This is a genomic window from Tessaracoccus sp. MC1679 (genome assembly GCF_014164775.1).
In the GTDB taxonomy this organism is placed as follows: domain Bacteria; phylum Actinomycetota; class Actinomycetes; order Propionibacteriales; family Propionibacteriaceae; genus Arachnia.
On record NZ_JACJGB010000008.1, the window covers coordinates 67264 to 90987 of the forward strand.

Annotated in this window: 28 protein-coding genes and 1 tRNA gene; 14 read left to right on the forward strand and 15 right to left on the reverse strand. The window is 66.7% G+C overall.

All coding sequences use genetic code 11. The features are described from left to right. Nucleotides 1–10: 10 nt before the first annotated feature. The 5 genes from H5398_RS13805 to urtA are packed head-to-tail and all read right to left on the reverse strand — an operon-like array spanning nt 11 to nt 4730. Nucleotides 11–700, reverse strand: coding sequence for an ATP-binding cassette domain-containing protein (locus tag H5398_RS13805; protein WP_182783252.1), 690 nt, complete (start codon nt 698–700; stop codon nt 11–13). After that, nucleotides 700–1506 carry an urea ABC transporter ATP-binding protein UrtD gene (gene urtD, locus H5398_RS13810; RefSeq protein ID WP_182800412.1) on the reverse strand — a complete coding sequence of 269 codons (807 nt, stop codon included), beginning with the start codon at nt 1504–1506 and terminating at the stop codon, nt 700–702. Before urtD ends, H5398_RS13805 begins: the two co-directional genes overlap by 1 nt. After that, nucleotides 1503–2579, reverse strand: coding sequence for an urea ABC transporter permease subunit UrtC (gene urtC / locus H5398_RS13815; protein WP_182783250.1), 1077 nt, complete (start codon nt 2577–2579; stop codon nt 1503–1505). Before urtC ends, urtD begins: the two co-directional genes overlap by 4 nt. Continuing rightward, nucleotides 2576–3460 carry an urea ABC transporter permease subunit UrtB gene (gene urtB / locus H5398_RS13820; protein WP_182783249.1) on the reverse strand — a complete coding sequence of 295 codons (885 nt, stop codon included), beginning with the start codon at nt 3458–3460 and terminating at the stop codon, nt 2576–2578. The genes urtC and urtB overlap by 4 nt, the downstream gene beginning before the upstream one ends. Nucleotide 3461: 1 nt before the next feature. Continuing rightward, nucleotides 3462–4730, reverse strand: a complete 1269-nt coding sequence (urtA, locus tag H5398_RS13825; RefSeq protein WP_182783248.1) for an urea ABC transporter substrate-binding protein — start codon at nt 4728–4730, stop codon at nt 3462–3464. A gap of 757 nt (nt 4731–5487) precedes the next feature. Here urtA and H5398_RS13830 point away from each other — a divergent pair. Then, nucleotides 5488–5658, forward strand: coding sequence for a hypothetical protein (locus tag H5398_RS13830; RefSeq protein ID WP_182800413.1), 171 nt, complete (start codon nt 5488–5490; stop codon nt 5656–5658). A gap of 76 nt (nt 5659–5734) precedes the next feature. Here the strand turns inward: H5398_RS13830 and H5398_RS17475 are convergent, their stop codons facing one another. Further along, entirely contained in the window at nt 5735–5863 is a 129-nt protein-coding gene (locus H5398_RS17475; RefSeq protein WP_255443752.1) for a hypothetical protein, read from the reverse strand. A gap of 358 nt (nt 5864–6221) precedes the next feature. Here H5398_RS17475 and H5398_RS13835 point away from each other — a divergent pair, with 358 nt between their 5' ends. Continuing rightward, nucleotides 6222–6428: a hypothetical protein gene (locus H5398_RS13835; RefSeq protein ID WP_182783245.1), complete on the forward strand. Its 207-nt coding sequence runs from the start codon at nt 6222–6224 to the stop codon at nt 6426–6428. Nucleotides 6429–6457: 29 nt separating this feature from the next. On the opposite strand, the gene H5398_RS13840 is transcribed toward H5398_RS13835, so the two are convergent. Further along, nucleotides 6458–7072: a CueP family metal-binding protein gene (locus tag H5398_RS13840; protein WP_182783244.1), complete on the reverse strand. Its 615-nt coding sequence runs from the start codon at nt 7070–7072 to the stop codon at nt 6458–6460. 211 nt (nt 7073–7283) lie between these two features. Here H5398_RS13840 and H5398_RS13845 point away from each other — a divergent pair, with 211 nt between their 5' ends. Together H5398_RS13845 and H5398_RS13850 are read left to right on the forward strand one after the other, a co-directional pair. Next, complete coding sequence (locus H5398_RS13845; protein WP_182783243.1) at nt 7284–8204, forward strand: cation diffusion facilitator family transporter; 921 nt, start codon at nt 7284–7286, stop codon at nt 8202–8204. A gap of 79 nt (nt 8205–8283) precedes the next feature. Next, nucleotides 8284–8784, forward strand: a complete 501-nt coding sequence (locus H5398_RS13850; RefSeq protein WP_220489469.1) for a DUF305 domain-containing protein — start codon at nt 8284–8286, stop codon at nt 8782–8784. A gap of 53 nt (nt 8785–8837) precedes the next feature. Here H5398_RS13850 and H5398_RS13855 read toward each other — a convergent pair whose 3' ends face one another. The 3 genes from H5398_RS13855 to H5398_RS13865 all read right to left on the reverse strand — a co-directional run bounded on the left by H5398_RS13855 (nt 8838) and on the right by H5398_RS13865 (nt 10712). After that, nucleotides 8838–9458 (reverse strand): peroxiredoxin, encoded by a 621-nt coding sequence (locus H5398_RS13855; protein ID WP_182800414.1) that lies wholly within the window; start codon nt 9456–9458, stop codon nt 8838–8840. Next, nucleotides 9455–10411 carry a cytochrome c biogenesis CcdA family protein gene (locus H5398_RS13860; RefSeq protein WP_182800415.1) on the reverse strand — a complete coding sequence of 319 codons (957 nt, stop codon included), beginning with the start codon at nt 10409–10411 and terminating at the stop codon, nt 9455–9457. The genes H5398_RS13855 and H5398_RS13860 overlap by 4 nt, the downstream gene beginning before the upstream one ends. An 85-nt stretch (nt 10412–10496) precedes the next feature. Then, nucleotides 10497–10712 (reverse strand): hypothetical protein, encoded by a 216-nt coding sequence (locus H5398_RS13865; protein ID WP_220489470.1) that lies wholly within the window; start codon nt 10710–10712, stop codon nt 10497–10499. A 122-nt stretch (nt 10713–10834) separates the two neighbouring features. On the opposite strand from H5398_RS13865, the gene H5398_RS13870 reads away from it, so the two are divergent. The 4 genes from H5398_RS13870 (at nt 10835) to H5398_RS13885 (ending at nt 14159) form a co-directional block, all read left to right on the forward strand. Further along, nucleotides 10835–11542 carry a response regulator transcription factor gene (locus tag H5398_RS13870; RefSeq protein ID WP_182800416.1) on the forward strand — a complete coding sequence of 236 codons (708 nt, stop codon included), beginning with the start codon at nt 10835–10837 and terminating at the stop codon, nt 11540–11542. Continuing rightward, nucleotides 11539–12684: a cell wall metabolism sensor histidine kinase WalK gene (locus H5398_RS13875; protein WP_255443753.1), complete on the forward strand. Its 1146-nt coding sequence runs from the start codon at nt 11539–11541 to the stop codon at nt 12682–12684. The genes H5398_RS13870 and H5398_RS13875 overlap by 4 nt, the downstream gene beginning before the upstream one ends. Before the next feature lie 87 nt (nt 12685–12771). Then, on the forward strand, nt 12772–13416 hold the full coding sequence (locus H5398_RS13880) for a DUF305 domain-containing protein (protein WP_182783239.1): 645 nt from the start codon (nt 12772–12774) through the stop codon (nt 13414–13416). A gap of 338 nt (nt 13417–13754) precedes the next feature. After that, nucleotides 13755–14159: a DUF4143 domain-containing protein gene (locus tag H5398_RS13885; RefSeq protein WP_182783372.1), complete on the forward strand. Its 405-nt coding sequence runs from the start codon at nt 13755–13757 to the stop codon at nt 14157–14159. A gap of 49 nt (nt 14160–14208) precedes the next feature. Here the strand turns inward: H5398_RS13885 and H5398_RS13890 are convergent, their stop codons facing one another. Then, nucleotides 14209–15792 (reverse strand): SDR family NAD(P)-dependent oxidoreductase, encoded by a 1584-nt coding sequence (locus H5398_RS13890; protein WP_370586133.1) that lies wholly within the window; start codon nt 15790–15792, stop codon nt 14209–14211. A gap of 896 nt (nt 15793–16688) precedes the next feature. On the opposite strand from H5398_RS13890, the gene H5398_RS13895 reads away from it, so the two are divergent. Next, nucleotides 16689–17975, forward strand: coding sequence for an ATP-binding protein (locus H5398_RS13895; protein ID WP_182800417.1), 1287 nt, complete (start codon nt 16689–16691; stop codon nt 17973–17975). Between the two features lie 310 nt (nt 17976–18285). Here the strand turns inward: H5398_RS13895 and H5398_RS13900 are convergent, their stop codons facing one another. Both H5398_RS13900 and H5398_RS13905 read right to left on the reverse strand, forming a co-directional pair. Then, nucleotides 18286–18687 carry a hypothetical protein gene (locus tag H5398_RS13900; RefSeq protein ID WP_182800418.1) on the reverse strand — a complete coding sequence of 134 codons (402 nt, stop codon included), beginning with the start codon at nt 18685–18687 and terminating at the stop codon, nt 18286–18288. Continuing rightward, nucleotides 18687–19280, reverse strand: coding sequence for a nucleotidyltransferase domain-containing protein (locus H5398_RS13905; RefSeq protein WP_182783236.1), 594 nt, complete (start codon nt 19278–19280; stop codon nt 18687–18689). The genes H5398_RS13900 and H5398_RS13905 overlap by 1 nt, the downstream gene beginning before the upstream one ends. A gap of 565 nt (nt 19281–19845) precedes the next feature. Between H5398_RS13905 and H5398_RS17890 the strand changes: the two genes are divergently transcribed. From H5398_RS17890 to H5398_RS13920, 3 genes are all read left to right on the forward strand, one after another. Further along, nucleotides 19846–20214 (forward strand): type II toxin-antitoxin system RelE/ParE family toxin, encoded by a 369-nt coding sequence (locus H5398_RS17890; RefSeq protein WP_370586142.1) that lies wholly within the window; start codon nt 19846–19848, stop codon nt 20212–20214. Beyond that, the gene (locus H5398_RS13915) at nt 20162–20461 is read left to right on the forward strand and encodes an addiction module antidote protein (RefSeq protein ID WP_182800420.1); all 300 of its coding nucleotides are present in this window, start codon (nt 20162–20164) and stop codon (nt 20459–20461) included. The genes H5398_RS17890 and H5398_RS13915 overlap by 53 nt, the downstream gene beginning before the upstream one ends. A gap of 105 nt (nt 20462–20566) precedes the next feature. Further along, nucleotides 20567–20926, forward strand: a complete 360-nt coding sequence (locus H5398_RS13920; RefSeq protein WP_370586143.1) for an NAD(P)-binding domain-containing protein — start codon at nt 20567–20569, stop codon at nt 20924–20926. A 419-nt stretch (nt 20927–21345) separates the two neighbouring features. Here the strand turns inward: H5398_RS13920 and H5398_RS13925 are convergent. Then, nucleotides 21346–21428, reverse strand: a tRNA-Leu gene (locus H5398_RS13925). A 172-nt stretch (nt 21429–21600) separates the two neighbouring features. On the opposite strand from H5398_RS13925, the gene H5398_RS13930 reads away from it, so the two are divergent. Then, nucleotides 21601–22278, forward strand: coding sequence for a hypothetical protein (locus tag H5398_RS13930; protein ID WP_182800421.1), 678 nt, complete (start codon nt 21601–21603; stop codon nt 22276–22278). A 3-nt stretch (nt 22279–22281) separates the two neighbouring features. Beyond that, nucleotides 22282–22626, forward strand: a complete 345-nt coding sequence (locus H5398_RS13935; RefSeq protein WP_182800422.1) for a hypothetical protein — start codon at nt 22282–22284, stop codon at nt 22624–22626. Between the two features lie 125 nt (nt 22627–22751). Here H5398_RS13935 and H5398_RS13940 read toward each other — a convergent pair whose 3' ends face one another. Then, entirely contained in the window at nt 22752–23687 is a 936-nt protein-coding gene (locus H5398_RS13940) for an aldo/keto reductase family oxidoreductase (protein ID WP_182783232.1), read from the reverse strand. Nucleotides 23688–23724 lie beyond the last annotated feature (37 nt).

Consider the following 23724-nt stretch of genomic DNA (forward strand, 5'->3'; position numbering starts at 1 on the left):
GGTCTCCCGTTCAGATGGCCATGGCGGAACGCACTGCGGCGCTTGAGTGAGAGTCGCTGTCACCGCGCTCGCGGATCCGGCCGGAGGCCAGCACGACGTAGCTGTCACTCGCTTCCAGCGCGAACCCTACGTGCTGTTCCACGAGGAGAACAGCGAGTCCATCGGCCGCCAGCGCCGAAATGGTGCGTTCGATCAGCTGGACCACGGATGGCTGGATTCCCTCGGTGGGCTCGTCGAGCATGAGCAGCGACGGCTCCAGGAGGAGCGCGCGAGCCAGGGCCAGCTGCTGGCGCTGGCCGCCGGACAACAGCCCAGCCCGGCGTCCCATCAGCTCACCCAGCGCGGGGAACAGGTCGACGACCTCGCTCAGCTTGGCGTGGCCGCGGGGATTCTGGTCGGCCACCAACTGCAGATTCTCGCGGGTGGTGAGGTCGCCGAACGACTGCTGGCCCTGCGGGACGTATCCCAGGCCCAGCTTGGCCCGTCGGTGGGCGCTCATCCGAGTCACATCCTGGCCGTTGAAGCGGACCCTGCCTGCGGTGGGCTTCAGCAGGCCGCTCGCCGTGCGCAGCAACGTGCTCTTGCCTGCCCCGTTGTTGCCGAGGACGGCCACGATGCCCCTGTCGGGAACGCGCAGCGACACATCGAAGATCACGCTGGTCCGGCCGTAGCCGGAGGTGACACCGTCGATCTCCAGCATCAGCGGCCTCCTTCCGTGGTGGGGGTGCCCAGGTAGACCTCCTGGACGAGCGGGTTGGCCTGGATGTCTGCGACGCTTCCCTCGGCGATGAGCTCGCCGCGGGCAAGGACGCTGACCGAGTCCGCCACCTGCCGCATGAACTCCATGTCGTGCTCGACCACAACGACGGTGTGCCGAGGAGCGAGCGCACGAAGCAGGATCGCTGTCTGCTCCCGCTCGGCCTGGCTCATCCCGGCGACGGGCTCGTCGAGGAGGAGCAGGTGGGCCTTCTGGACCAGCAGCATCCCGATCTCCAGCCACTGCTTCTGGCCGTGGGCCAGCGTGCCTGCGGGCTTCTCCCGGAGCTCCGTCAGGCCGATGATCTCGAGCGCCTCGGCCACGTCGTCGGAGACGTGTGGGCCCCGGGCCCGGAGCAGAGTGCGTGGCCCGCGTCCGGCGCCGCTGGCGATGTCGAGGTTGGCCAGGACACTGAGCTCCTCGATCACGCTGGCTGTCTGGAATGTGCGACCGACGCCCATCCTGGCAACACGGTGGACGCTGCGACCGATGAGCTCGTTCCCGGCGAACCGGGCCCAGCCGCTGGCCTTGACCAGTCCGGTGAGCGCGTCGATGATCGTGGTCTTGCCTGCACCGTTGGGCCCGATGAGGAATCGAAGGTCCCCGCTGGTCACCGTGAGGTCCACCGAGTTCACGGCGACAAACCCGTCGAACGACACGGTCAGGTGCCGGACCTCGAGATACTCCTGGCGGGGGTCGGTGCCCGCGTTGACGAGCGTGGCCGAGCCCGGGTCGATGGTGCGGCTCATGCCGGCGCCTCCTGAGGTGTGGTGAGGGCGAGGGGGTGCGGTTCCCGGGAACGCATCCGGCGTCGCACCACCGCCCAGATTCCCGCGAGACCGGCTGGCAGCGCCGCGATCACGACGATGAACAGGGCCGCCTGGAAGTAGGTCCAGGCCCCGGGAAAGGTCTCCGAAAGGCTGGTCCGGGCCCAGGAGACCGCGATGGAACCGAGCACCGGGCCCAACAACGTCGCCCTCCCGCCGATGGCGACACCGACGAGGAAACCGATCGAGGCCACGACCCCGACGTCGGCGGGCGAGATCATGCCGGCCACCGGCACGAACAGCGCCCCCCCGATCGACGCGAAGACTGCGGCGATGACGAAGGCCACGATCTTGATGACCGCAGGGTTGTACCCCAGGAACCTGACCCGGTTCTCCTCATCTCGCACCGCCACCAGGAGCTCACCGAAGCGGCTGCGCATGAGCTGGCGGACGATCAGCACCATGGCGACGAGCGTCCCGGCGGCCACGTAGTAGAGGGTGGTCTGGTTGATCGGGTCGGACAGGGCGAAGCCGAAGAAGGAGCTGAACCCCGTCAGCCCGTTGGTGCCGCCGGTGGTCTGCTGCTGGCCCACCAGGAGGATCGCGAAGGCGGCGACGAGCGTCTGACTGAGGATGGCGAAGTACGCGCCCCGGACGCGGCGCAGGAACACGCCGATGCCGAGCACGAGCGCGAAGGCTGCCGGAATCAGGACCACCAGGACGACGGTGAGGGAGCCCGACCGCATGGGTTCCCACCACCACGGCACCACGCCTGTGCCGTAGAGCATCATGAAATCAGGAACCCCGCCCGGGCCGGCGTCGGCAAGCTTCATGTGCATGGCCATGATGTAGCCGCCCAGCCCGAAGAAGAGGCCCTGCCCGAGGGTCAGCATGCCGCCCTGCCCCCATGCCAGCCCGATCCCGACGGCGACCATGGCCAGGCAGAGAAACTTGGCCAGCAACGACAGCCGGAAGCTGCTGAGCAGAAGCGGGGCTGCCGCCAGGGCGGCGACGAGCACGAGTGCGATGAGGGGGGACTTGAGTCGATCGATCATGCGAGGCTCCGGGTGCGGACGGTGAACAGGCCCTGCGGGCGGATCTGAAGGAAGCCGACGACCACCACGAGCAGCAGCACCTTGGCGAAACTCGCGTCTGTCATCAGCTGGAAGAACGACTGCAGGATGCCGAGCGTGAAGGCGGCCAGGACTGCGCCCTTGATCTTGCCGATGCCACCGGCGACCACCACAAGGAACGCATCGACGATGTAGTTCTGGCCCACGGTGGGACCGACGGAGCCCAGGAGGGTGAGCGCCACTCCGGCCAGCCCGGCCAGCCCGGAACCGATGAAGAACGTCGCGCGGTCGATGCCGCCCGAGTCGATGCCGCTGGTCTCTGCGAGCGCACGGTTGCCCACCACTGCACGGATCCGGCGTCCGAGCGGCGTTCTGGCCAACAAGTAGGCCACGATCCCGACGGCGACGACGCAGATCAACAGAATCATCAGCCTGCTCTTCGGCATGACAAGTGATCCGAGCACCACGGGGCCGGACAGCCAGGCCGGGGCGGGGACGTCGACGTTCGGGGCGCCGAAGATGTCGCGGGCCAGCTGCTGCAGCAGCAGCGCCACCCCGAACGTGACCAGGAGGGTGTCCAGAGGTCTGTCCCGCATGCGGCTGATGATCGTGGCGTGGAGCAGGACTCCGAGGAGGCCCGCGACAACGAACGCCACCGGCAGTGACACCAGGAACGAGGTTCCGGCGTGGCCGATGATGCTCGACATGACGAACGCTGTGTAGGCGCCCACCATGACGAACTCACCGTGGGCCATGTTGATGACGCCCAACTGGCCGAAGGTCAGGGCCAGCCCGAGGGCGGTGAGCAGAAGCACCGACCCCAGGCTGAACCCTGCGAACAACTGTTCGGCGAAGATCTGCATGTCAGGAGGTCTCCGACAGACCCTCGGCCCAGTCATAGGTGGTGAGGAACGGGTCGGGCTCGATGGGGCCCTCGGAGGTCCACACCGAGTAGATGAGGCCGTCCTCGGAGATCTCCCCGATCATCGCGGTCTTGGCGATGTGGTGGTTCTCCCCGTTGAGGGTGACGGAGCCCCCGGGTGCGGCGAAGGTGACCCCGTCGGCGGCTTCCTGAACGTCGGCCACGGCGAAGGACTCCGCCTTCTCGACGGTGGCCTTCCACAGGTACAGGGAGGTGTAGGCGGCCTCCATCGGGTCGGAGGTCACGCGGTCGTCGCCGTACTTGGCCTTGAAGTTGGTCACGAACGTGGCGTTCTCCTCGGTGTCCACGGTCTGGTAGTAGTTCCACGCCGTGAGCTGACCTGCGATGTTGGCGGCGCCGATGCCCTGGACCTCCTCCTCAGCGATGGAGACCGACAGGACGGGCATCGCGTCGGCAGACAGGCCGGCGCTGGTGTACTCCTTGAAGAAGGCCACGTTGGAGTCGCCGTTCAGCGTGTTGAACACGGCGTCGGCGCCGGAGTTGCGGACCTTGCCGACGATGGTGGCGAAGTCCGTGCTGCCGAGGGGGGTGTACTCCTCGCCGACGATCTCCATGTCGTGGGCCTCGGCGTAGGCGTTGATGATGCGGTTCGCCGTGCGGGGGAACACGTAGTCGGAGCCCACCAGGAACACCTTGGTGTGTCCCTGTTCGCGCAGGTAGTCCAGGCCGGGGATGATCTGCTGGTTGGTGGTGGCGCCGGTGTAGAAGATGTTGGGACTGGCCTCGAGGCCCTCGTACTGGACCGGGTAGTAGAGCAGGGAGTCCTGGTCCTCGAAGACGGGGAGCATGGCCTTGCGGCTGGCGGAGGTCCATCCGCCGAAGACTGCAGCCACGCAGTCCGAGGAGATGAGCTTGCGGGCCTTCTCGGCGAAGGTCGTGGGCTCGGAGGCGCCGTCCTCGGTGATGACCTCGAGCTGCTTGCCGAGGACGCCACCAGCAGCGTTGATCTCCTCCGCGGCCATGTTGAGCGAGTCGTTGACAGTCTTCTCGGAGATCGCCATGGTCCCGGAGAGGGAGTTGAGGAAGCCCACCTTGATGGAGTCGGCGGAGGTGTCGACGCAGGACTCAGCCGAGGCGGCGGAGTCGTCGGTGCCCGAGGCGCGCGCACCACAGCCGGCGAGCGCCAGAGCGGAGACGAGGGAGAGAGCGACTATCGACGTACGCGCCTGGGGGGTGCGGAACACAGACATGGTTGTCCTTTCAGGTGCCTGAACAGAGAAGGGACGCCCGGCCGGGGGAAGTCCCCCGGGACTGGCGCCGTCCCTTCATGCAGAACGCTATGAGTGCCTGGTGTCGGGGCAGTCTCGGTCCTGTTCCAAGGGTGTTACCGCTTGTGAAGATCTGTTACAAGCTTCCGCGGGTCTGCCCTCCACCCAGCTGAGCCGTCGAAGCTCTCGGGCGGGGGTGTCTCTGGCGGACCCGGACGGCGCCCGAGGGAGATGCGGCATGACGGGGCCCGCGATCCCGCGGAGTCGTTCGCGAAGGACGTGTGCGGGTCACACGTGGCGCGCATGGTGGCCCGTGACAGACTCCGAGAATGCTGAGTACTTCATCTGCGTGTGGCGCTACCTGGAGAATTGTCCCTCACTCGTGCCGGCAACCCTCTTCGCTGTGATTCACATTTCCACCACCGCAACGAACTACCTCTGATGGAGCCGGACCGGCTCGTGTCTTGGAGCACGGCGAGACGAATTGGGCATGCCGGGTGGCGCTGGTCCGGAAGCGTGAGCGCACCCCCGCGTCGCTGCCAGCCCGCTTCTGCTTGGGCATATACCGGGCCGCTGAAACGCTGCACCGCTTCCACCTCGTAGCCGTCAACGTATTGTCACGGGAGCCGATGGTGTGGGCGATGCGCAAGAATTACCATCCCCCCAGGTGGCGAATCCGCTGTGCGGCTAGCGCTCACTGCGCCAAAGCTCGAAATGCATCGCCGAGGAGGAGGCTGCAATGTCCATGAGGCTGCTGTGCCGGATCGGTAGGCATCGGTTCCTTACCCATCACAACACGGAGGATGGGAAGCCCACCCATCAGCAGTGCGCGCGCTGCGGGAAGCGGCGGTACTACGGCTTCGATGAGGGAAACCGCGACCTGATCGCCTTCGGCACCTCGTTCCTCTAGCTTCGTCGCCCCTCCCCCTCAACGTGGTTTGACCGGCGGCCACTGCGGGCGCGAGGGTGCTCGCGCCCGCGGGCCATCAGGCCTCGGGGATTGGCACGCCGAAGTTGTCCAGGGGGATGAAGTCCGGCTCGGGGCCACCGCGGACGCCGGTGTCGAGGGCGTCGATCGGGGCGATCTCGTCGGCGGGGAGCTCGAAGTCGAACACGTGAAGTTCTCGGCGTTCCAAGCCGCCTTCGTGGACTTGGGGATGACCTGCACCCCCTTCTGGATGTGCCAGCGGAGCATGACCTGAGCGGCGGATTTGCCGTGCTTCTCACCGATGGCGAGGAGCACGGGCTCGTCGAAACTCTTCTTGGGCACGTCGTAGTAGGACGTGATGCCGCCGATCGGGGACCACGCCTGGGTGGTGCGAGGCCAAGGGCTCGACCACCGGGGGCCGGGCGCGCTGACCCGGCCTCAACTTCTTGATCGAAGCGGAGGCGAGAGTTGATCAGATCCATACATAGTCGGGGGACAGTGGTCGTACCGGGCTCACGGGAGGCACCTCAATCAAGGAGACCACTATGATCACCACGCGCAAGATCGCTGCCCTCGCCGCCGCCGCGGCACTCGTCGCGATGACCGCCACCACAGCGGGAGCAGTCGAGCCAACCGGACGTGAGTTCGCCGACCACGTTCGAATGATGGCCCAATCAGACATGGGCTTTGACGGCGCCTGCAACCCTGGCATGCACCAGGGATTCGCCGGGATGGAGGCTCACCACTCCTGACCAATCCACAGCCGCCTCTCCGCCCAGGACTACAGAAGCTGCAGCGTGGTCAGGCAGGTGGGGCCCTCGGCATCGGAGGAGAAGCGGCTCTCGGCGCGCTTTCCGTCCTTGGTGACGACGACGGTGCCCTCGACGTCCTTCGGAATCCAGAAGCCGACAAACCCGTTGGCGTAGGTGGTCGCGTCCTCGTCAATGAGGACCTCCCCCGAATCGGTGGTGATCATCACGCGCACCTCGACGTCTGCCAGCTCCCCTTGGCACGTGCCGAGGTTGTGGAAGTAGCACTCGTGCGTGGCGGTCTCGTACGGCGCCATCGACAGGTAGAACTGGTCACCGTCGAGGGCCAGCGCGGCCTCCGTGGTGCCGTCGCTGAGGAGCACCTCGTCGTAGCGCACCGATCCAGCCAGCGGCAACGGGCGCTGAGCGTCGAGTTGGTCCAGCGCCTCCACAACCTCGGCGCCGCTCTTCCCCTCAAGCCCGTGCGCCGCAAGCAACGTCCTCGCCTCCCCCACCGCGGCACTCGGCGCCGCCGTCGACGGGGTATCTCTCGGGGCCTCGGCAACCTCCGGGGCTGAGCAAGCCGACAGCGCCAGGAGGGCAGCGAGCGGCACAGCGATGCGGACGGTCAGATGAATGCGGCGCATGGGTGGTCTCCAGGAGCTATGTCTTCAAGGAAGTCCAGGTGTCCGCGATGTACCGCGGCACCGTTTCGGACAGGTCGTCCAACCAGCATGCCCCAACCACTGAGTGCGCCAGTCACATGCTTGGTCAAGATCAGATCAAGAAGATCCCGAAGTGGCGGGGCTTCCTGTGACAAGCGCTCCACCGCTACCATCGTCACGCGGAGGCCCAGGCATGAGCGACACCCACGACCACACCCACGCGAGTCCGGGGACCAACCGGACCAGGCTGGCGATCGCGTTCGGGATCACCGCCACCATCCTGATCGCCGAGGTCATCGGCGCATGGTGGACCAACAGCCTCGCCCTCCTCGTCGACGCCGGGCACATGCTCACAGACGCCTCCGGCCTGCTGATGGCACTGATCGCCGCCTCCCTGGCCCTGCGGCCACCCACACCGGAGCGGACCTGGGGTTACCGTCGCGCAGAGGTGCTGGCCGCCGGCGCCCAGTCCGCGATCCTCCTCGCCGTCGGCATCTACGCCCTCATCGAAGGCGTCCGCCGGCTCTTCGACCCGGCAGAGGTCACCGCCGGCGGGCTGCTCGTGTTCGGGATCGTCGGACTCGTCGGCAACATCGTCGCCATGCTTGTCCTGGGCGCAGGCCGCGCCGCGAACCTCAACATGCGTGCCGCGTTCCTCGAAGTGGTCAACGACGCCCTCGGATCCGTCGCCGTCATCATCAGCGCGATCGTCATCTCGCTCACCGGATGGACCCGCATCGACGCCATCGCCGGGATGCTGATCGCCGCCCTGATCGTCCCCCGCGCGATCACGATCCTCAAGGAGGCCGGGGGGATCCTGCTCGAATCCACCCCCAGAGGCCTGAACCTCGACGACGTCCGCGGACACATCCTCCAGGTCCCGCACGTGATCGGCGTGCACGACCTGCACGCCTCCACCATCGCCACCGGGCTACCCGTCCTCACAGCCCACGTCGTCGTCGAAGAAACCTGCTTCGCCCAGGGCCACGTCTCCCAGGAGCTGCGAGACCTCCAAACCTGCGTCGCCGAACACTTCCACGTCAGCGTCGAACACTCCACCTTCCAGATCGAGACCCCCTCCCACAGCGCACTGGAACGCAGCTCTCACCACTGAGACCCGGTTCTGCCCGACGTGGCGTGGGTTTGGAATCGCAAGGGTGTGGGTATGGGTGAAGTGAAGGGAAGGAGCCGCCATGACAAGCGACGCACCGCGACACCACACCGAGGACAGCGGGAAGGACAAGCACTCGCATGCGATGTACTGGAAGTTCGGGGCGATTCTCCTGGTCAACCTGGGACTGATGTGGGCACTCAGCATGTCTATGGTCCGCAGCCTCGACCACTTCTACTTCAATCCCAGCAACCTCTACATGGCCGTCCTCATGGTGGCCGCCATGGCGGTGCTGATGACGGTCGGCATGTGGTCGATGCTCAAGAACAAGACCCTCAACATCATCCTGCTCGTCGGGTTTCTGGCGCTGTTTCTTGCCGCATTCTTCATGGGCCGCAACGAGGTGGGGGTAGGCGACGAGGGATTCCTCACCTCCATGATTCCGCACCACTCGCGCGCCATCCTGGTGTGCCAGGAGGCCACCATCACCGATCCTGAGATCGAACAGCTCTGCAGCGAGATCGTCGAGGCGCAGGAGAGGGAGATCGCCCAGATGAAGGAGATCCTCAAGCGGTACCAGTGAGTTGAAGCCGTCGCGGGGCACTCGGACCGAACGACACGTCCCATCCAGTGACTTCACCGAAGTCGCGTAGTGACCTCGTTGAGGAGTTCCTGCGGGTCGAGCCACATGGAGGGGTAGTTGCCGTACCAGCGTTGGACGCCGTCGCCGTCGATGAGCACGAAGCCGTGTCCGGGCAGCCCGGGGTGCATGCCCTTGTCGAGGACGTCGTAGGCCTTGGACACGGTGCCGTCGTCGAGCAGATACGGGGTGGTCATGCCGAACTGCTGCATGTCGGGCAGGATCTGCTCGGCGGTGTTCATGACGATGGGCAGTACCTCGATGCCCGCCTCGGCGAATCCGGGGTTCTTCTCGATCTCGGCCATCTGCATGGTGCAGGAGGCGCAGCCGGCGCCTTCGTTGAAGTAGATGAGCACCGGGTTGGGGCGCAGGTCGCTGAGGGTCACTGAGGTGCCGGCTGTGGTGGTGAGGGTGAAGTCGGGGGCGAGGCGCTGGGTGTCGCCCTGTTCGGGGATGGCGGTCCACAGCCCATAACCGACGACTGCCGCCACGATCAGCGTCACTGCTCCGCCGACGACCCGGGTCCAGGTGAGCCGCTTCGTGTCGCGCTGCGTCTCGACCTGCTGCCGGGTTCTGAGTTGCTCGCGTTGGGAGGGTGCCGGGGCGGTGGGGGTCATCGGGGCTCCTGGGAGGTGACGGTCGGTGCGCCGGTATTCGCAGGCGCTGTTGTCTGGGTGTCGCAACAGTCATGGACGGTCGCGGGCTGCTCGTTTCTGCGGCGGTCTCTGAGGGTGGCGACGACGAACACGGCCACCAGTGCGAGCAGCGCGAGCCCGAGGACGGCTTCGGGGATGGGGGCGGTGATCGCGATCAGCCAGGCGAAGACGTCGGAGAGCCAGGCGCCCATGCCGACCAGTGGGGCGGCGGCGCCGGTCATCTCGGTGGCGCCGGCTTGGCTGATCACAAGGATGCCCATGATCACGAACCCGACGGCGACCGCGAGGTTGACGGTGTTGGTGGCCAGCGTGAAGCGGCCCACGTTGATGCGGATGGACTTGGCGCGGAGGCTGCGCATCCGCCCAGGACGCTTGTCCCACAGCAGCGCCATCACGAAGAGCGGGATCACCATCCCGAAGACGTAGGCCAGACCGAGCACCAGCCCGCCGACGGGTGAGCCGGACAGCGCCGACAGCGTCATCACGCCGGCCAGGACCGGCGCGCAGCAGCTGGAGGCGATGCCGGAGAACACGCCGAGGCTGAAGAAGGTGGCGGTGTCCCCGCGTGCGGTGTCAGGGGCGCGGAGGAACGACGGCATGGACCACATCGCTCCCGACAGCGCCAACAGGCCAAGGCCGATCATCAATAGACCACCGGCCCAGTACAGGACCACGTGGTACATGGAGATGGCGCCGGCGATCAGGCTGACCCCCATGGTGATCGGAACCAGGACCGCTGCCAGGCCGGCGGCGAACACGAAGGTCAGCGGGATCAGGCGCCAGCGGCGGTTCTTCGCCGCCGCGGCCAGATAGCTGGGGGCGAGGAAGACGATGCAGCACGGGGCGAACAGCGCGACGCCGCCGGCGAGGAACGCCGCCAGGATCCCGCCGGCGCTGAGCAGGTCCGCGCCCATCAGCGGGAACCAAGGTGGTCGACGAGCCGCGCCAACTTGCCGCGCGGGATCCTGCCGTCGTGGAAGTAGCGCCCCGCCACCAGGGTCAAGGGAACATGCCCGGATGGTGCTCAGCGATCAGGGCAAGACCGTGCGGTGACTCCGCCGGGACCGTCGTGAGCCGGAGCAGACCCGCGCGGTCGAGGGTATCGAGACGCTCGTGGGCGTCGTCACAGAAGTGGCAGGCGGGGGTGGTCACCAAGGTGACGTTCACCACCTGGGTCGGTGCGGTCGGCGGGGTGGGCGACTGGATCTCGTTCACAGCCCCAGCCTCAACCCTCCTCATCAGGGAACGATTCAGCCCGGGTCAAGGTTCGGCCAAGAACACTCCCCCAGCGCAGTGAGGGGGTGGGTTGGCCTGTGGGGTGAGTCAATAATGGCTGTATGGCTGAGCCCCGCAGGTCGAGTGTGTTGGTGATCGACGACGAGCGCCCGCTGGCAGGGATCGTCGCCTCCTACCTCAACAAGGCAGGCTTCGAGACCGCATTGGCCTACACCGGCCCGGACGGGGTCCGCTCGGCGCAGGACCTGGATCCCGACGTCATCATTCTTGACCTGGGCCTGCCTGGCATCGACGGGATCGAGGTGTGCCGCCAGATCCGGTTGTTCTCAGACTGCTACATCCTGATGTTGACCGCCCGGGCCGACGAGGTCGACAAACTGATCGGATTGTCGGTGGGAGCCGATGACTACCTGACCAAGCCGTTCAGCCCCCGCGAACTCGTCGCCCGCGTCAACACCGTGCTGAGACGCCCGCGCCGCCAGACCCACGGCACACGGGCGGCCGCCCCGCGCGAGTTCGGGCGGCTGCGGGTGGACGCGGAGGGCCGCGACGTGTGGGTCGACGACCATCAGGTGGGGCTGACCCGCACCGAGTTCGACATCCTCGACGCACTGTCGGCACGGCCAAACATGGCACTGAGCAGGCGGCAGATCATCGAAGCGGTGTGGGGCCCGGGCTGGGTCGGTGACGATCACGTCGTCGACGTGCATGTGGCGAACCTGCGCAAGAAACTCGAAGACTCGCCCGCTGAGCCGCGCTACATCCTCACCGTCCGCGGGGTCGGATACCGGATGGGACCAGGACGATGATGAAACTGCGCGGCTACGTCGGCCGGATGAGGTGGGGCACCCGCACGTTCCTCACCCAGGCGCTGGTGGTAGCGGTCGGTGTGATCACCGCCGCGCTGGTAGCTGTGGTGGTCGGGCCTCCGCTGTTCCACGAGCACCTGCAACAACTGGGACACCCGGACGGCACCGCCGAGATGGGGCATGTGGAGCAGGCGTTCCTCGAGGCCGGCGTCAGATCGTTGGGCATCGGGCTGGTGGTGGCGCTCACGCTGGCTATCGGCCTGGCCTGGCTGGAGACCAGGCGGCTGCGCCGACCGCTGGAGCGATTGACCGCCGCCTCGGCACTGGTTGAGGCAGGCGACTACAAGGCGCGCGTGCCAGACACCGCGACCAGTCCCGAATTCACGGCGGTCGCCGACGCATTCAACGACATGGCCAGCCGCCTGGACTCCACCGAAACCAGCCGACGGCGGCTTCTCTCGGACGTGGCGCACGAGCTCCGCACCCCCCTGGCCACCCTGACCGCTGAGCTGGAGGCCGTCATCGACGACGTGGTCCCCTGGGACCACGACAGCCAGCAGCTGCTCACCCTCCAGGCCACCCGGCTCAAGAAGATCGCCGCCGACCTCGATGACGTGTCCCGCGCCGAGGAAGGCCGATTCACCCTCGACACCCAGACCCAGCCGATCCGGGACCTCATCGAGCCCGCCGTCGCCTCCGTCGCCACCCGATACGAGAACAAGGGTGTCGCGTTGTCCGCGGACTCTCACCCGGGCCTTGTCGCAGCGGATCCGCAGCGGGTGGGTCAGATCCTGGGCAACCTCCTCGACAACGCGCTGCGGCACACCCCCACCGGCGGGATCGTGCACATCAGCACGCGCGACTCGAAGGCCGAGGTGGTGATCACGGTCACCGACACCGGCGACGGCCTCACCCCGGAGCAGCTCTCGAAGGTGTTCGACCGGTTCTACCGCGCCGACACGGCCCGGGCCCGCGATGCGGGCGGTTCCGGGATCGGGCTGACTATCGCCCGCAGCCTCGCGCTCGCCCACGGCGGCTCATTGACCGCCACCAGCCCCGGCCCCGGACACGGCTCAACGTTCACCCTCACCCTTCCCCTCGCCACCGCGCCCGAACCGGAGCGGGTCTTGATCGATCCTTGACCTTCCACGGGTTGGATCGCTAGCTGAGGGTTCATAGGCTCGAGATCAAGGTCCGGCGACCCCGTCGGCCAGGAACGGAGCACGAACATGTCACGCACGAAGCGGATCACCGCCACGTTGGCGGGGCTGGTCCTGACGGCCACCCTGGCGGCCTGCGCAGACCAGAGCACCACACCCCCAGCCGCGACCACCTCACAGACAGGCATCTCCGCCATGGCCACCGAGTCAGTGTCGGCGAGCGCCTCATCGGACGTCGCTGCCGACCACAACGACCAGGACACCACCTTCGCGCAGATGATGATCATCCATCACGAGGGCGCCATCGAAATGTCACAGCTGGCGATCGAGCAAGCCGAAACCCCCGAGGTCGTCGCGCTCGCTGAGCGGATCGCCGAGGCCCAAGGCCCGGAGATCGACGAGATGACCGCGTGGCTGAACACCTGGGGCGAGGACGTCTCCCCCGACGACCACGGCGGCATGGACATGGGCGGGATGGACATGAACGGCATGAGCCAGGAAGAGATGATGACCCAACTCGACGGCCTCACGGGCACCGAGTTCGACCAGGCGTTCCTCGAAGCCATGATCGCCCACCACGAGGGCGCCATCGAGATGTCCGAGCAGCAGTTGGCCGACGGCCAGAACCCCGACGCGGTAGCGCTGGCCGAGAAGATCATCGCCGACCAGCAGGCCGAGATCACCGAGATGCAAGAGCTGCTCACCAGCCTCTGACCAGAGTCCGCGGAGGCGGGACGCCAGTGCGGGGCTCCACGCTCAGGTGTCAGACCAGCGGGTGCCACTACGGGCACGATTCCGCGCCTCGGGCCTGATCCACAACCTGGACCGAGCCGCGACCATCGGGGACAAAAACAGGGCGGCGCCTCGGATCGGGCTCGGGTGGTGTCTCGGGGCATGACTTCGAACGAGGTCATGAAGAATCGTGGCGGCAGCGCATCGCCGGCTGGTCACGGAACCAACCCTACCGAGCTCACGGGCAGGTCGCGCGTGTCGAGCTGTTAGTTATCTCGTCGTCCATCTGTTAGGTACAGCACTGTCCAGTCGACCCCGCCCTGGCCGCCCGCCTCGTCGGCGTCGGCAAGGCCGGGCTGCTCCGTGGACAGGGCCGCCGCGTCCACGCTGCGACCGGCACCTGGCTAGGGGCACTGTTCGAGTCGCTGGCCGCCCAATCGGTGCGGGTCTACGCCGAAGCGGCCGATGCCCGCATCGGGCACCTGCGCACCAAGAACACCGACCACGAAATCGACCTCATCGTCGAGGCGGCCAACCGTTCCGCGATCGCGATCGAGGTCAAGCTCACCGACACCATCAGACCCGCCGACGTCGAGCACCTGAACTGGCTGGCCCAGCAACTCGGCGACCGCCTCGTCGACCAGATGATCATCTACACCGGCAGACACGCCTACCGCCGCCCCGACGGCATCGCCGTCGTCCCCCTCGCACTCCTCGGGCCCTGAACGACGGCACACCGCCGGCCGTGACCTCAAGCAGATGCTGACAGCTGGCCTACCAACCTGAGGGCGCGTAGTCCTTCAGGAAGACGCCGAAAAGGTCCTCGCCGGCCTGCCCGCGGACGATCGGATCGTAGACCCGAGCGGCTCCGTCGACCAGATCCAAGGGCGCATGGAAGCCCTCCTCGGCGAGCCGAACTTTCGTGGGGTGCGGGCGCTCGTCGGTGATCCAGCCGGTGTCGACGCTGGTCATCAGGATGCCGTCGGACTCGAACAGCTCCCGCGCGCTCGTCCGCGTCAGCATGTTGACCGCCGCCTTCGCCATGTTGGTGTGCGGATGGCCGGGACCCTTGTAGCCGCGCGCGAAGACCCCCTCCATCGCTGACACGTTGACCACGTACCCCCGGGCCGGACCACTCGCCACGCTTCTCGCCGCCTCGGCCAGGCGCGGCCGCAGTCGGCTGATGAGGATGAACGGAGCCGTCTCGTTGCAGAGCTGCACCTCAAGCATCTCGAGCGCGTCCACCTCACCGACGCCCTGGACCCAGCTGTTCGAGTCGTGAAGGTCGGGAACGAGCCCTCCCGCGTCGATCGCCGAGCCGTCGGCCAGACGCGCCAGCGACGACGAGCCCGGAGCCAGAGCCATGTCTGTCAGGCGCTGGGCGTCGCGGGCCGCTGCCTCGGCATCCGCGTGAGTGGCGGCAGAGCCGGTGACCGCGGCGTCCGCCGCCGCGAGCAGCGGGTGCGCCTTGACCGACTCGGCCAGCGCCAGAGGATGCAGGTCTCGTGTGTGCCCGAACGTCAGGAGTTCTGGGCCTTGGCCTTCGGGCCACAGTCCGTCCGGGACCGGGATCGACTCGGCGTCGACGAGGGGCGCGTACGAACCGGCCGAGCGTCGTACTGTCTGTGCCGCGTTGTTGACCAGGATGTCCAGCGGGCCCCTGGCGGCCACCGCGTCGGCCAATGCGATGACCTGGGACGGATCACGCAGGTCGATGCCGACCACATGCAGTCGATGCAGCCAGTCGGCGGCGTCAGGCATCGCCGCGAAGCGTCGCACCGCGTCACGCGGGAATCGGGTGGTGATCGTGGTGTGGGCGCCATCGCGCAGCAGCCGGAGCGCGATGTGCATCCCGATCTTGGCCCGACCGCCGGTCAGCAGCGCCCGCTTGCCGACCAGATCCGTCCGCGCCCCACGCTTGATATGACTCATGGCCGCACACGCGGGGCAGAGCTGATGGTAGAACGCGTCCACCAGCGTGTACCGCTGCTTGCAGATGTAGCAGGGCCGGGCCTTCATGAGCGTCCCGGCCGTCGGCGCCTCGACGCCTGACGTGAGCGCCAGTCCCCGCGTCTCGTCATCGATGCGGTCGGGTGCCCCAGTGGCTGTCCCGGCGACGATCGCCTTGTCGTTGTCCTGGATCGCCGCTCGCCTGACGCCTCGGCGGTGGTGCTTGACCGCCTTGAACATCCTGCTGGTCGCCTGCCGGACGGCCACGAAATCGGGGTGGGCCTCATCGAGCTCGTGGATGATGCGCAAGACCCGCAATGTCGCGGCCAGGTCGTCTGCGTCGACTCCGCTGCCGACCGCAGCCGAGGAGGGTGCTGACATGGGCTCGGGCGCTGATCGGTTCGACACGGCGTCCAGCGTACTCAGGGCTCGTCCGCGGGCACATTACAGCCCGCATGGGCGAGGCAACTCAGCACCCGAGACCCGCGCGGATCTCGCGCCATGGTTGTCCCTCAGCATAGGCGGCCGGCATCCACGGGCCACCGCCGAGAGGTTGGTTGTCCGCAGGGCTGCCAGCCAGTCGATGGAAGGGGCCGCGAGCGTGGGAGCCGCCGCGGCGTCGCCGCCTGCGGCCAACCACACCGAGACCGAGATCCGGCCACCGAGCGAGGAAGCGTGCCGGCGCATATTCTCGGGCTTCATCGGCAACGGCCGCTGCGTTCGCCTCGCCCCCGCGCATGGCCAGCCCGAACTGGCCGGAGGTGTCGACCGCCCGCAGCAGCCCGACGGCGCGGAAGGCACCAGTCTCCTTCACATGGTCGGGCAAGAGCGACAGCGACCGCCGAACGCTGCAGTGGTATTTCTTGCACTGCATCGCGGCCTCCTGTCATCGGCCCAGACAAACCAGTCACCCCGCATAACGAGCGCCGACCGTAACCGGTGGACAGCTTCGGACACCCGCGTGCACCCCCAACCCGCCTCATGGCCTGACACCACAGGGCTGCCCGTGAGCACGACGTGACGCTTGATGACGTGTTGTCTGCCTTCGCTGTCCTCGCCGAAGGACAGGACGACCGCAGATGCGACGTGGGGACGCCGCCGTAGGAACGAGTCAGTTCACCGAAATGCCGATGGGCGTGTGCTCACTCAGCTGCCCAGAGTCGGACGCCGACGGCGATGGTCGGACCCCGCCCACATGGCGATGGTCGGTCCTTCAAGATTGCGCACCGCGCCCGCTCATGTTTGCTTGGTTCGTGTGTTCGCGTTTGCGTACTACGTAGCGTCATGTCTGCTAGGTTGGGCTCATGGTCCTCGACTCGCTCGTCCCACGGAGGGTGGGTGAAGTCCTGACGGGGCTGGTTGCCGTGGAACCGGTGATCGCCCTGCACGGCCCGCGCTCGGTGGGTAAGTCCACGGTGTTGCACGGGTTCGCTGCCGATGTGGGGAGATCGGTTCTCGACCTGGACGACGTCGAGGTGCGCGAGGCGGTCGTGGGGAATTTGGCCTCGGTCGTCGCCGGTGCGGCACCAGTGTGTGTCGACGAGTACCAGCGGGTGCCCGACATCCTGGATGCGCTCAAAGCGAGGCTGAATCGAGAGGGCAGCCTACCCGGAACCGCCGTGATCACTGGATCGACCCGGCAGGACGCCCTGCCCGCCACGGCTCAGGCTCTCACGGGACGGTTGCACTCCCTGACCATCTGGCCGCTGTCCCAAGGTGAGATCGCCGGGGTGAGCGAGAACCTCATCGAGGTGTTGCCTGCCGACCCTGAGGGTGTCGTCGGCCGGATCCCCTCCTCAACGACCACGCGCCAGGAATACGTGGAGCGTGTCTGCGCCGGGGGCCTGCCCTTGGCCCTGCGACGTTCCGGCGCGGCCCGAGCCCGATGGTTCGATGACTTCGTGCGAGCATCGGTCGAGCGGGACGCCCTGGAGTTGAGCCGAATCCGTGAACGACAGGCAATGACCGACCTGCTGGGTCTGACTGCGGCACAAACCGGGCAACTGCTCAACGTCTCTGCTGCTGCTGAGAGGCTCGGCGTCAGTCGAGCCACCGTAGAGGGTCACCTGCGGCTGCTCGAGGACCTCTTCCTCGTGGTACGGCTACCGGCATGGGGCAAGACCCTGCGCTCACGGGTCAGCGTCAAACCCAAGGTCCACGTCGTCGACTCCGGACTGGCCGCCCGGCTGCTGCGACTCGCGCCTGACAAGCTCACACGACTCGACCCGGCATCACTCACCGACTTCGGGCACCTGCTTGAGACCTTTGTCGTCGGGGAGATCCGCAAGCAGGCTTCCTGGCTCGACGAGCCCGTCACCCTGGGCCACTGGCGGACAAGCGACGGTGCCGAGGTCGACGTGGTCATCGAGTACGACGACGGCACAGTCGTTGCCCTCGAGGTCAAAGCCAGCGAACGGGCGCCGGGCGGCGACTTTCGCGGTCTGGCTCAACTCCGCGACGCCCTCGGAACGCGGTTCACCGCCGGGATCATCCTCACCACCGGAACCCGCTCCTACACCTACGCCGACCGACTCCACGTCATGCCCATCGACCGGCTGTGGACTCCGGTGACACCCGGAGCCCCGCACTGACCCCGCCACAAGGCTCCGACGCGAGTTGGTTCTCTACCCAAGATCAGCCGCGGAAATGGGCAACGGATTCATGGCCCAGTCGCCCCAGAATGGCCTCCCGACAAGCTCTTTTGATGGGCCTGAGCCATGTCGTCACCTTGTCGTGGGGAATGTGTGGGGAATTGTGTAGAGCCGCCACAGCGCGCGTTGCTGTCAACGGCAATCCCTAGATTGGCGCAGAACGGCAGCATCCTCGGCGCCATGGAACGGGCCAGGCGGACACGTAGCAACCGTGCAGCCGGCACGGGAGCTCGGCATCTGGGGGTCGCCATCACCCGTTGAGTAGGACGACGCGGACGGCGATCTCGACCAGGCTCCGAGCGCGACGGACGAGCGCCTCAGCCTTCACAGCAGACATGAGGCTGACGCCGTACTCAACGTCAGCCTTGTTCGACACCAGTTCGCGGAGTCCCCTCTCGGCACCGGCCGCGTCCGGTCGCTGCCCCAGTGCCCGACGAAGCTCCTTCGCGGCAAGCGCGTGCTCCTTGCCCTTCACCGTCGAACCGGTGAGCTGAGTGACGATGGCGTCCTTGGCGCAGATGCCCGCATGGATGGCATCCCCCGCAGCAACGGTGTAACGCTCCGCACTCAGATTTGCCTCCGCGGAGGCCAGGTACTCCTCGGCTTTCTTCAGGAAGCTTCGTGCGTGATTGCGGTGTTCGAGCGTTGCCATCACGCCACACCGACGGGTGCCTGCGGGAGCGACCCGAGTAGAACCACCCCGTCAGCGACGATCTGGGCGACGACCGGCTCCTCGCCGCTGCCCGCGAGGCGGCCGAACTCCTCCGGTGTGAACACCAGCACGTCGCAGTCGTTGCCCAGCCGAGCGCGGACAACGTCTTCCAGTTCCGTCCGACCCTGCCAGTCCGAGGGCGCGAGGACGGCCAAGTCGACATCACTCTCGGCCGATGCCTCCCCCCGCGCCACCGACCCGAACAGGACCACCGCATCGACACTCGACCCGACCACGGCCCGGACCGCCTCCCTCAGCGCCGCAATCGGATCGAGCAGGACACGCAAAGGCTGGATGGCGTAATGGTCCTCGTTGATCGTGTGAACCATCGCCCGACCCACAGCGCGGCTCTCCACCACACCGAGATCGGCGAGGGAGGCCAGCGCCTGCTGAACCGACCACAGGCTGCACTGATCGCGGACCAGGCCATGCACCTGCCGCCCGGTCAGCGGAACACCCGTACGCAGCAGCACGGCCAGCACCGCCCCGCTCGCACCCGGGATCAAGCCCCCGAACGCGGCCTCAAATCGCATATGACCAGTCTACCTGTCACATGACTGCAGTTCCAGTCACTTGGGGTGATCACGCGGCTAGGCCACTGAGACCCAAGCGACCAGCTCGTCAACCCGAAGACCCCCCCCCGGCGGCCAACCCCAGCGAGGCTGGACCCTCGCGATCGCCGCCCCGCGATCTCGTGGGTCGCGATGTCGACGGTCAGGGCCTTGCCCGACAACTCCCACATGCGGTGCCACAACCACTCCGCCTCCAGGTCGGTGCCGACCAACAGGCCTGATCATAATTCTGAACCCCTCAAACTCATGATCTGTACTCGAGTCAAGTCCTCATGAGCCAGAGATGCCTGCGTGGTGGTGGACGGCTTGGGCACCGACCAGGACGAGGCTCGGGAGGTGGTGGGTCAGCGCTTCGAGGGCGTCGAGGAGGAGTCGCCGAGCGGCGACAAACAGGGACGACGGCGTCCACGTCAGTCCTTCGACGCGAGATCGGTCGCCGCCAGGGCGTCCATCAACTGCTCGGCCTCGGAGTCAGAGCGACTGCAACTCGTCCCTTCAGGGGTTGCCCGGCCAGGTAGTGTCAGCTATAGTCGACACGTGGTCGAGGTTACACCGCGAGGGCTTCGACCGTTGGCTCAGAAAGCTGAAGGACCGGCAGGGCAGGCTGCGGATCCTGGAGCGGATCGACCGCCTCGCCCACGGGAATCCTGGTGATGTGAAGTCGGTCGGACAGGGTGTGCTCGAACTGCGCTTGAGTTTCGGTCCCGGCTATCGGGTCTACTTCACACAACACGGCGACCGTCTGGTCCTGTTGCTGTGTGGCGGCGACAAATCTACACAGCAACAGGACATCGAGAAGGCTCACCAACTTGCTGCCGACTGGCGTTCGAGGGAGGACGACGATGACGAAGAAGACCGAGAAGTACACCCCGTTCGATGCGGCCGATTATCTTGACGGCATCGATGATGTCGCCTCCTACCTGGAGATTGCGCTGGAGGAATCGGCCGAGGACCCCACGGCCGTTCCCCGCGCCCTTGGTGTCATCGCTCGCTCTCAGAACATGAGCGAACTCGCTCGCCGCGTCGGCATGAGCCGCGACGGCCTATACAAGGCGCTGTCCGATCAGGGCAACCCGACCTGGTCAACCGTCCTGAAGGTGACCAACGCACTGGGGCTGCGATTCACTCTGCACGCCGCCTGACTCACGAGCCGCCTGACTCACGAAAGGTACGCACATCGCGTTATCTCGAAGGTCGCGGCTTACGAGATGACGAGGTGCTGGTGACCGTCGATGCCTGCATGGACGATGTCGAGTTGTCCGGCGTGCGTGGTGGTATCAACAAGCAGCCTGGACGCGCGTGCCGTGACGACCGAAGAGGCTCTGGCCGATGTTCAGGTGGTCATCCTGTCCATCCCCCTCAACCGCATCCCCGAGCTCGCTCCGCTGATCGCGCGCCTGCCCGAGGACACAGCGGTCATCGACACCTCCAATTGCTACCCGTTCCGCGACGACAAGATCGACGCGATTGAGGCCGGTCAAGTTGAGAGCGTGTGGGTTGCCGAGCAACTTGGCCGTCCGATCGCCAAGGCATGGAGCTGTGGGACTCCGGCGATGCCCTGGATCGCTTCAACCGGGACGTCTACTTCCCAGCGGTTGCTGGGCTAGGGCGGGTGGGTTCCCCAAGCCCCCGGTCGTGACTGATGTCGAGACAGGGGACGCCTGGATCGGTGAGACTCGGCTCTCCTAACAAGCAGCGGCAATAGCCGGGAGCGCCCCGGTGCGATGCACGACGCTGCCGCGCCGCGTGTGAAACCGCCCGCTCGGCAACCGGCCGACCTCACCGAAGCCGCGCTTGACCTTGACCCGTGGTCTACCCATGATGCACCCCTCCCGTCACGCTCCGTAACGGGCTCGAGGACGGTGGGCTGGACAGCAGGCGACGCCGACGACGTTCCCCCCGCCCCGGATGTCGTGGGAATACGTGGGGATGGGAGGCCTCCGGAGGCCATCCGTGTCCACAACTGAGAAGGACCGAAGTCCTTGTCAGAGGGGATTTGATGTAGTCAGGGGACCATACATCACTGTGCGCGAGAGAGGAGTTGAACCTCCACGTCCCAAGGGACACTGGCACCTGAAGCCAGCGCGTCTGCCATTCCGCCACTCGCGCAGTGGGTCTTTCAACCCGACGGCAAACAATAGCACGCACCGCGCGAGCTTCCGCAAATCGAATCAGCCGCACAGCGCCTGTCACCCGCGGCGATCTCCCGGAACCCTGTCAATCGAGCCCCAAGGAGCCTACTGTGGAGAGACCACGGAGTCTGACGTGAAGGAGGACGACCATGCCGGATTGGCCACTGTGGGTGTGGGTGATCATCGTCGTAGTACTGCTCGCGGTGATCGCAGGGATCGTCGTGGCGGCGTCGCGAAAGCAGCAGAGCGCCAACCTTGAGCGCGCCGAGGAACTGCGGACGCGTGCGCACGAGAGCGACCGGATCGTCGCCGCCCGGCAGGAGCGTGCTGATGAACTGGCCGCTCGCGCCGAGTCCGTGCGCAACGAGGCGATCGGAGAAAGCCAGCGCGCCGAGTCTCTGCGCATGCAGGCCGCGGAGGCGGAGGAGCGGGCTGCACGGGCTGCCGAACAGGCTGAGTTGCGTGACGACGAAGCCCTGCACAGCCGCGAGGCGCTCGAAGCAGCCGCCCAGGAGCGCGATCAGCAGCTCGAGAAAGCTGATCAACTGGACCCGCGGGTCCACACCGGACGGCACGGACAAAGCACGGAAGAGCAAGTCGAGGATCAACCCGTCGACGAAGTCCGCCCCATCGATCCCGATGATGAGCGGGATCCGGATCCTGAACCCCTCCCTGACGATGACCGTGACGTAGACCTCGACGACGAGCGGGACCTCGTCGTCGACGACGATCCGACGCCGGATGACGTCCCCCGGGACGAACACGGCCGACGACTCGACCCCTATGGAAACCCTGTCCCCGATGGCCGATGGCCCGATAAGGAGTGAAGCATGACCACCGATCCTCTCGGCACGCCGTATCCCGACCCTGCCGCGCGTCCAGACCTGGACAACGAGGTCGCCGCGGAGTCCCCCGACTCGCCTGATTCTCCCGATTCACCAACCAGCCCGGACAGCCCTCCGGAAGCTGAGCCCCTCGACCGCGACGGCCTGGCCGGTATGGACATCGAGCACGAGCCCGATGCGGACGGCTTCTGGCGCGACGAGTTCGGGAACCGCGTCGACCACGAAGGCCGAAGAGTCGACGAGGACGGCAACCGTGTCGACGCTGACGGCGATCGCATCGACCCGCTGGACCCGCCAACCGGCATCGTGCCACCAATCCCACCCCGCTGACCCTCTCTCAGCAGGCGGGGGCACAAATCTCTGGGAGCCGGCCGCTCTCTGGGTTGGTCAACCCACCCAGAGAGCGGCCGCTCACCAAACGAACCACGCGGGGGGTGACACATCCCCGCGACAGGTCAGGGAACCAGGTAGCCCGCCGCCCGGTACAGCTCGTACCACTCAGGCCGGGTCAGCTCGACGTCGGCACCCGCCGCCGCCCAAGTCACGCGCTCGGGCGTCGTCGTGCCCAGCACAACCTGCATGTTGGCCGGGTGCCGCGTGATCCACGCCGTCGCGATGCCCTCGGGCCGCACGTCGTACTTGGCCGCCAACCGGTCGATGACCGCGTTCAGTTCCGGATGGTCCGGGTTGCCGAGGAAGACTCCGGTGAAGAAGCCGGCCTGGAACGGCGACCACGCCTGCACGGTGATGTCGTTCAGGCGGCAGTAGTCAAGGATGCCGAGGTCGCGGCTGACCGACTGGTCCAGCGCGGCCATGTTCGCCGCGACACCCTGCGCCACGATCGGCGCATGCGTAATGGACAGCTGCAGCTGATTGGCGACGATGGGTTGGGTGACGTCCCGCTTCAGCAGGTCGATCTGCCCGGGAGTCTGGTTCGACACCCCGAAATGAAGCACCTTCCCGGCGGCCGCCAGATGATCGAACGCGCGCGCCACCTCCTCGGGCTCCACCAGCGCGTCGGGACGGTGGAGGAGCAGGACGTCGATGTAGTCGGTGTCCAGCGCGCGCAGCGATCCCTCCACCTGGACGACGAGGTGCTTGTAAGAGAAGTCGAAATAGGGCCCATCCTTGACGATGCCCGCCTTGGTCTGGAGCGTGATCTCCTCCCGCTCCGACGCGGTGAGCTGCAGCGCCTCCGCGAAGCGTCGTTCGCATCCGTGATAGCGGTCGTCGCCGTAGATGTCGGCGTGGTCGAAGAAATTGATGCCCGCCTCGCGTGAGGCGTGGTAGAGCGCCCGCACCTCGTCGTCGGACTTGTCCTGGATGCGCATCAGGCCCGTGACTACGGCTGGGACCTCGAAGGTGGTGGGGCCGAGGTTGAACGTCTTCATCGTCGCTTCCTTCGTCAGGTCGTTCGCGGGCCTCCGC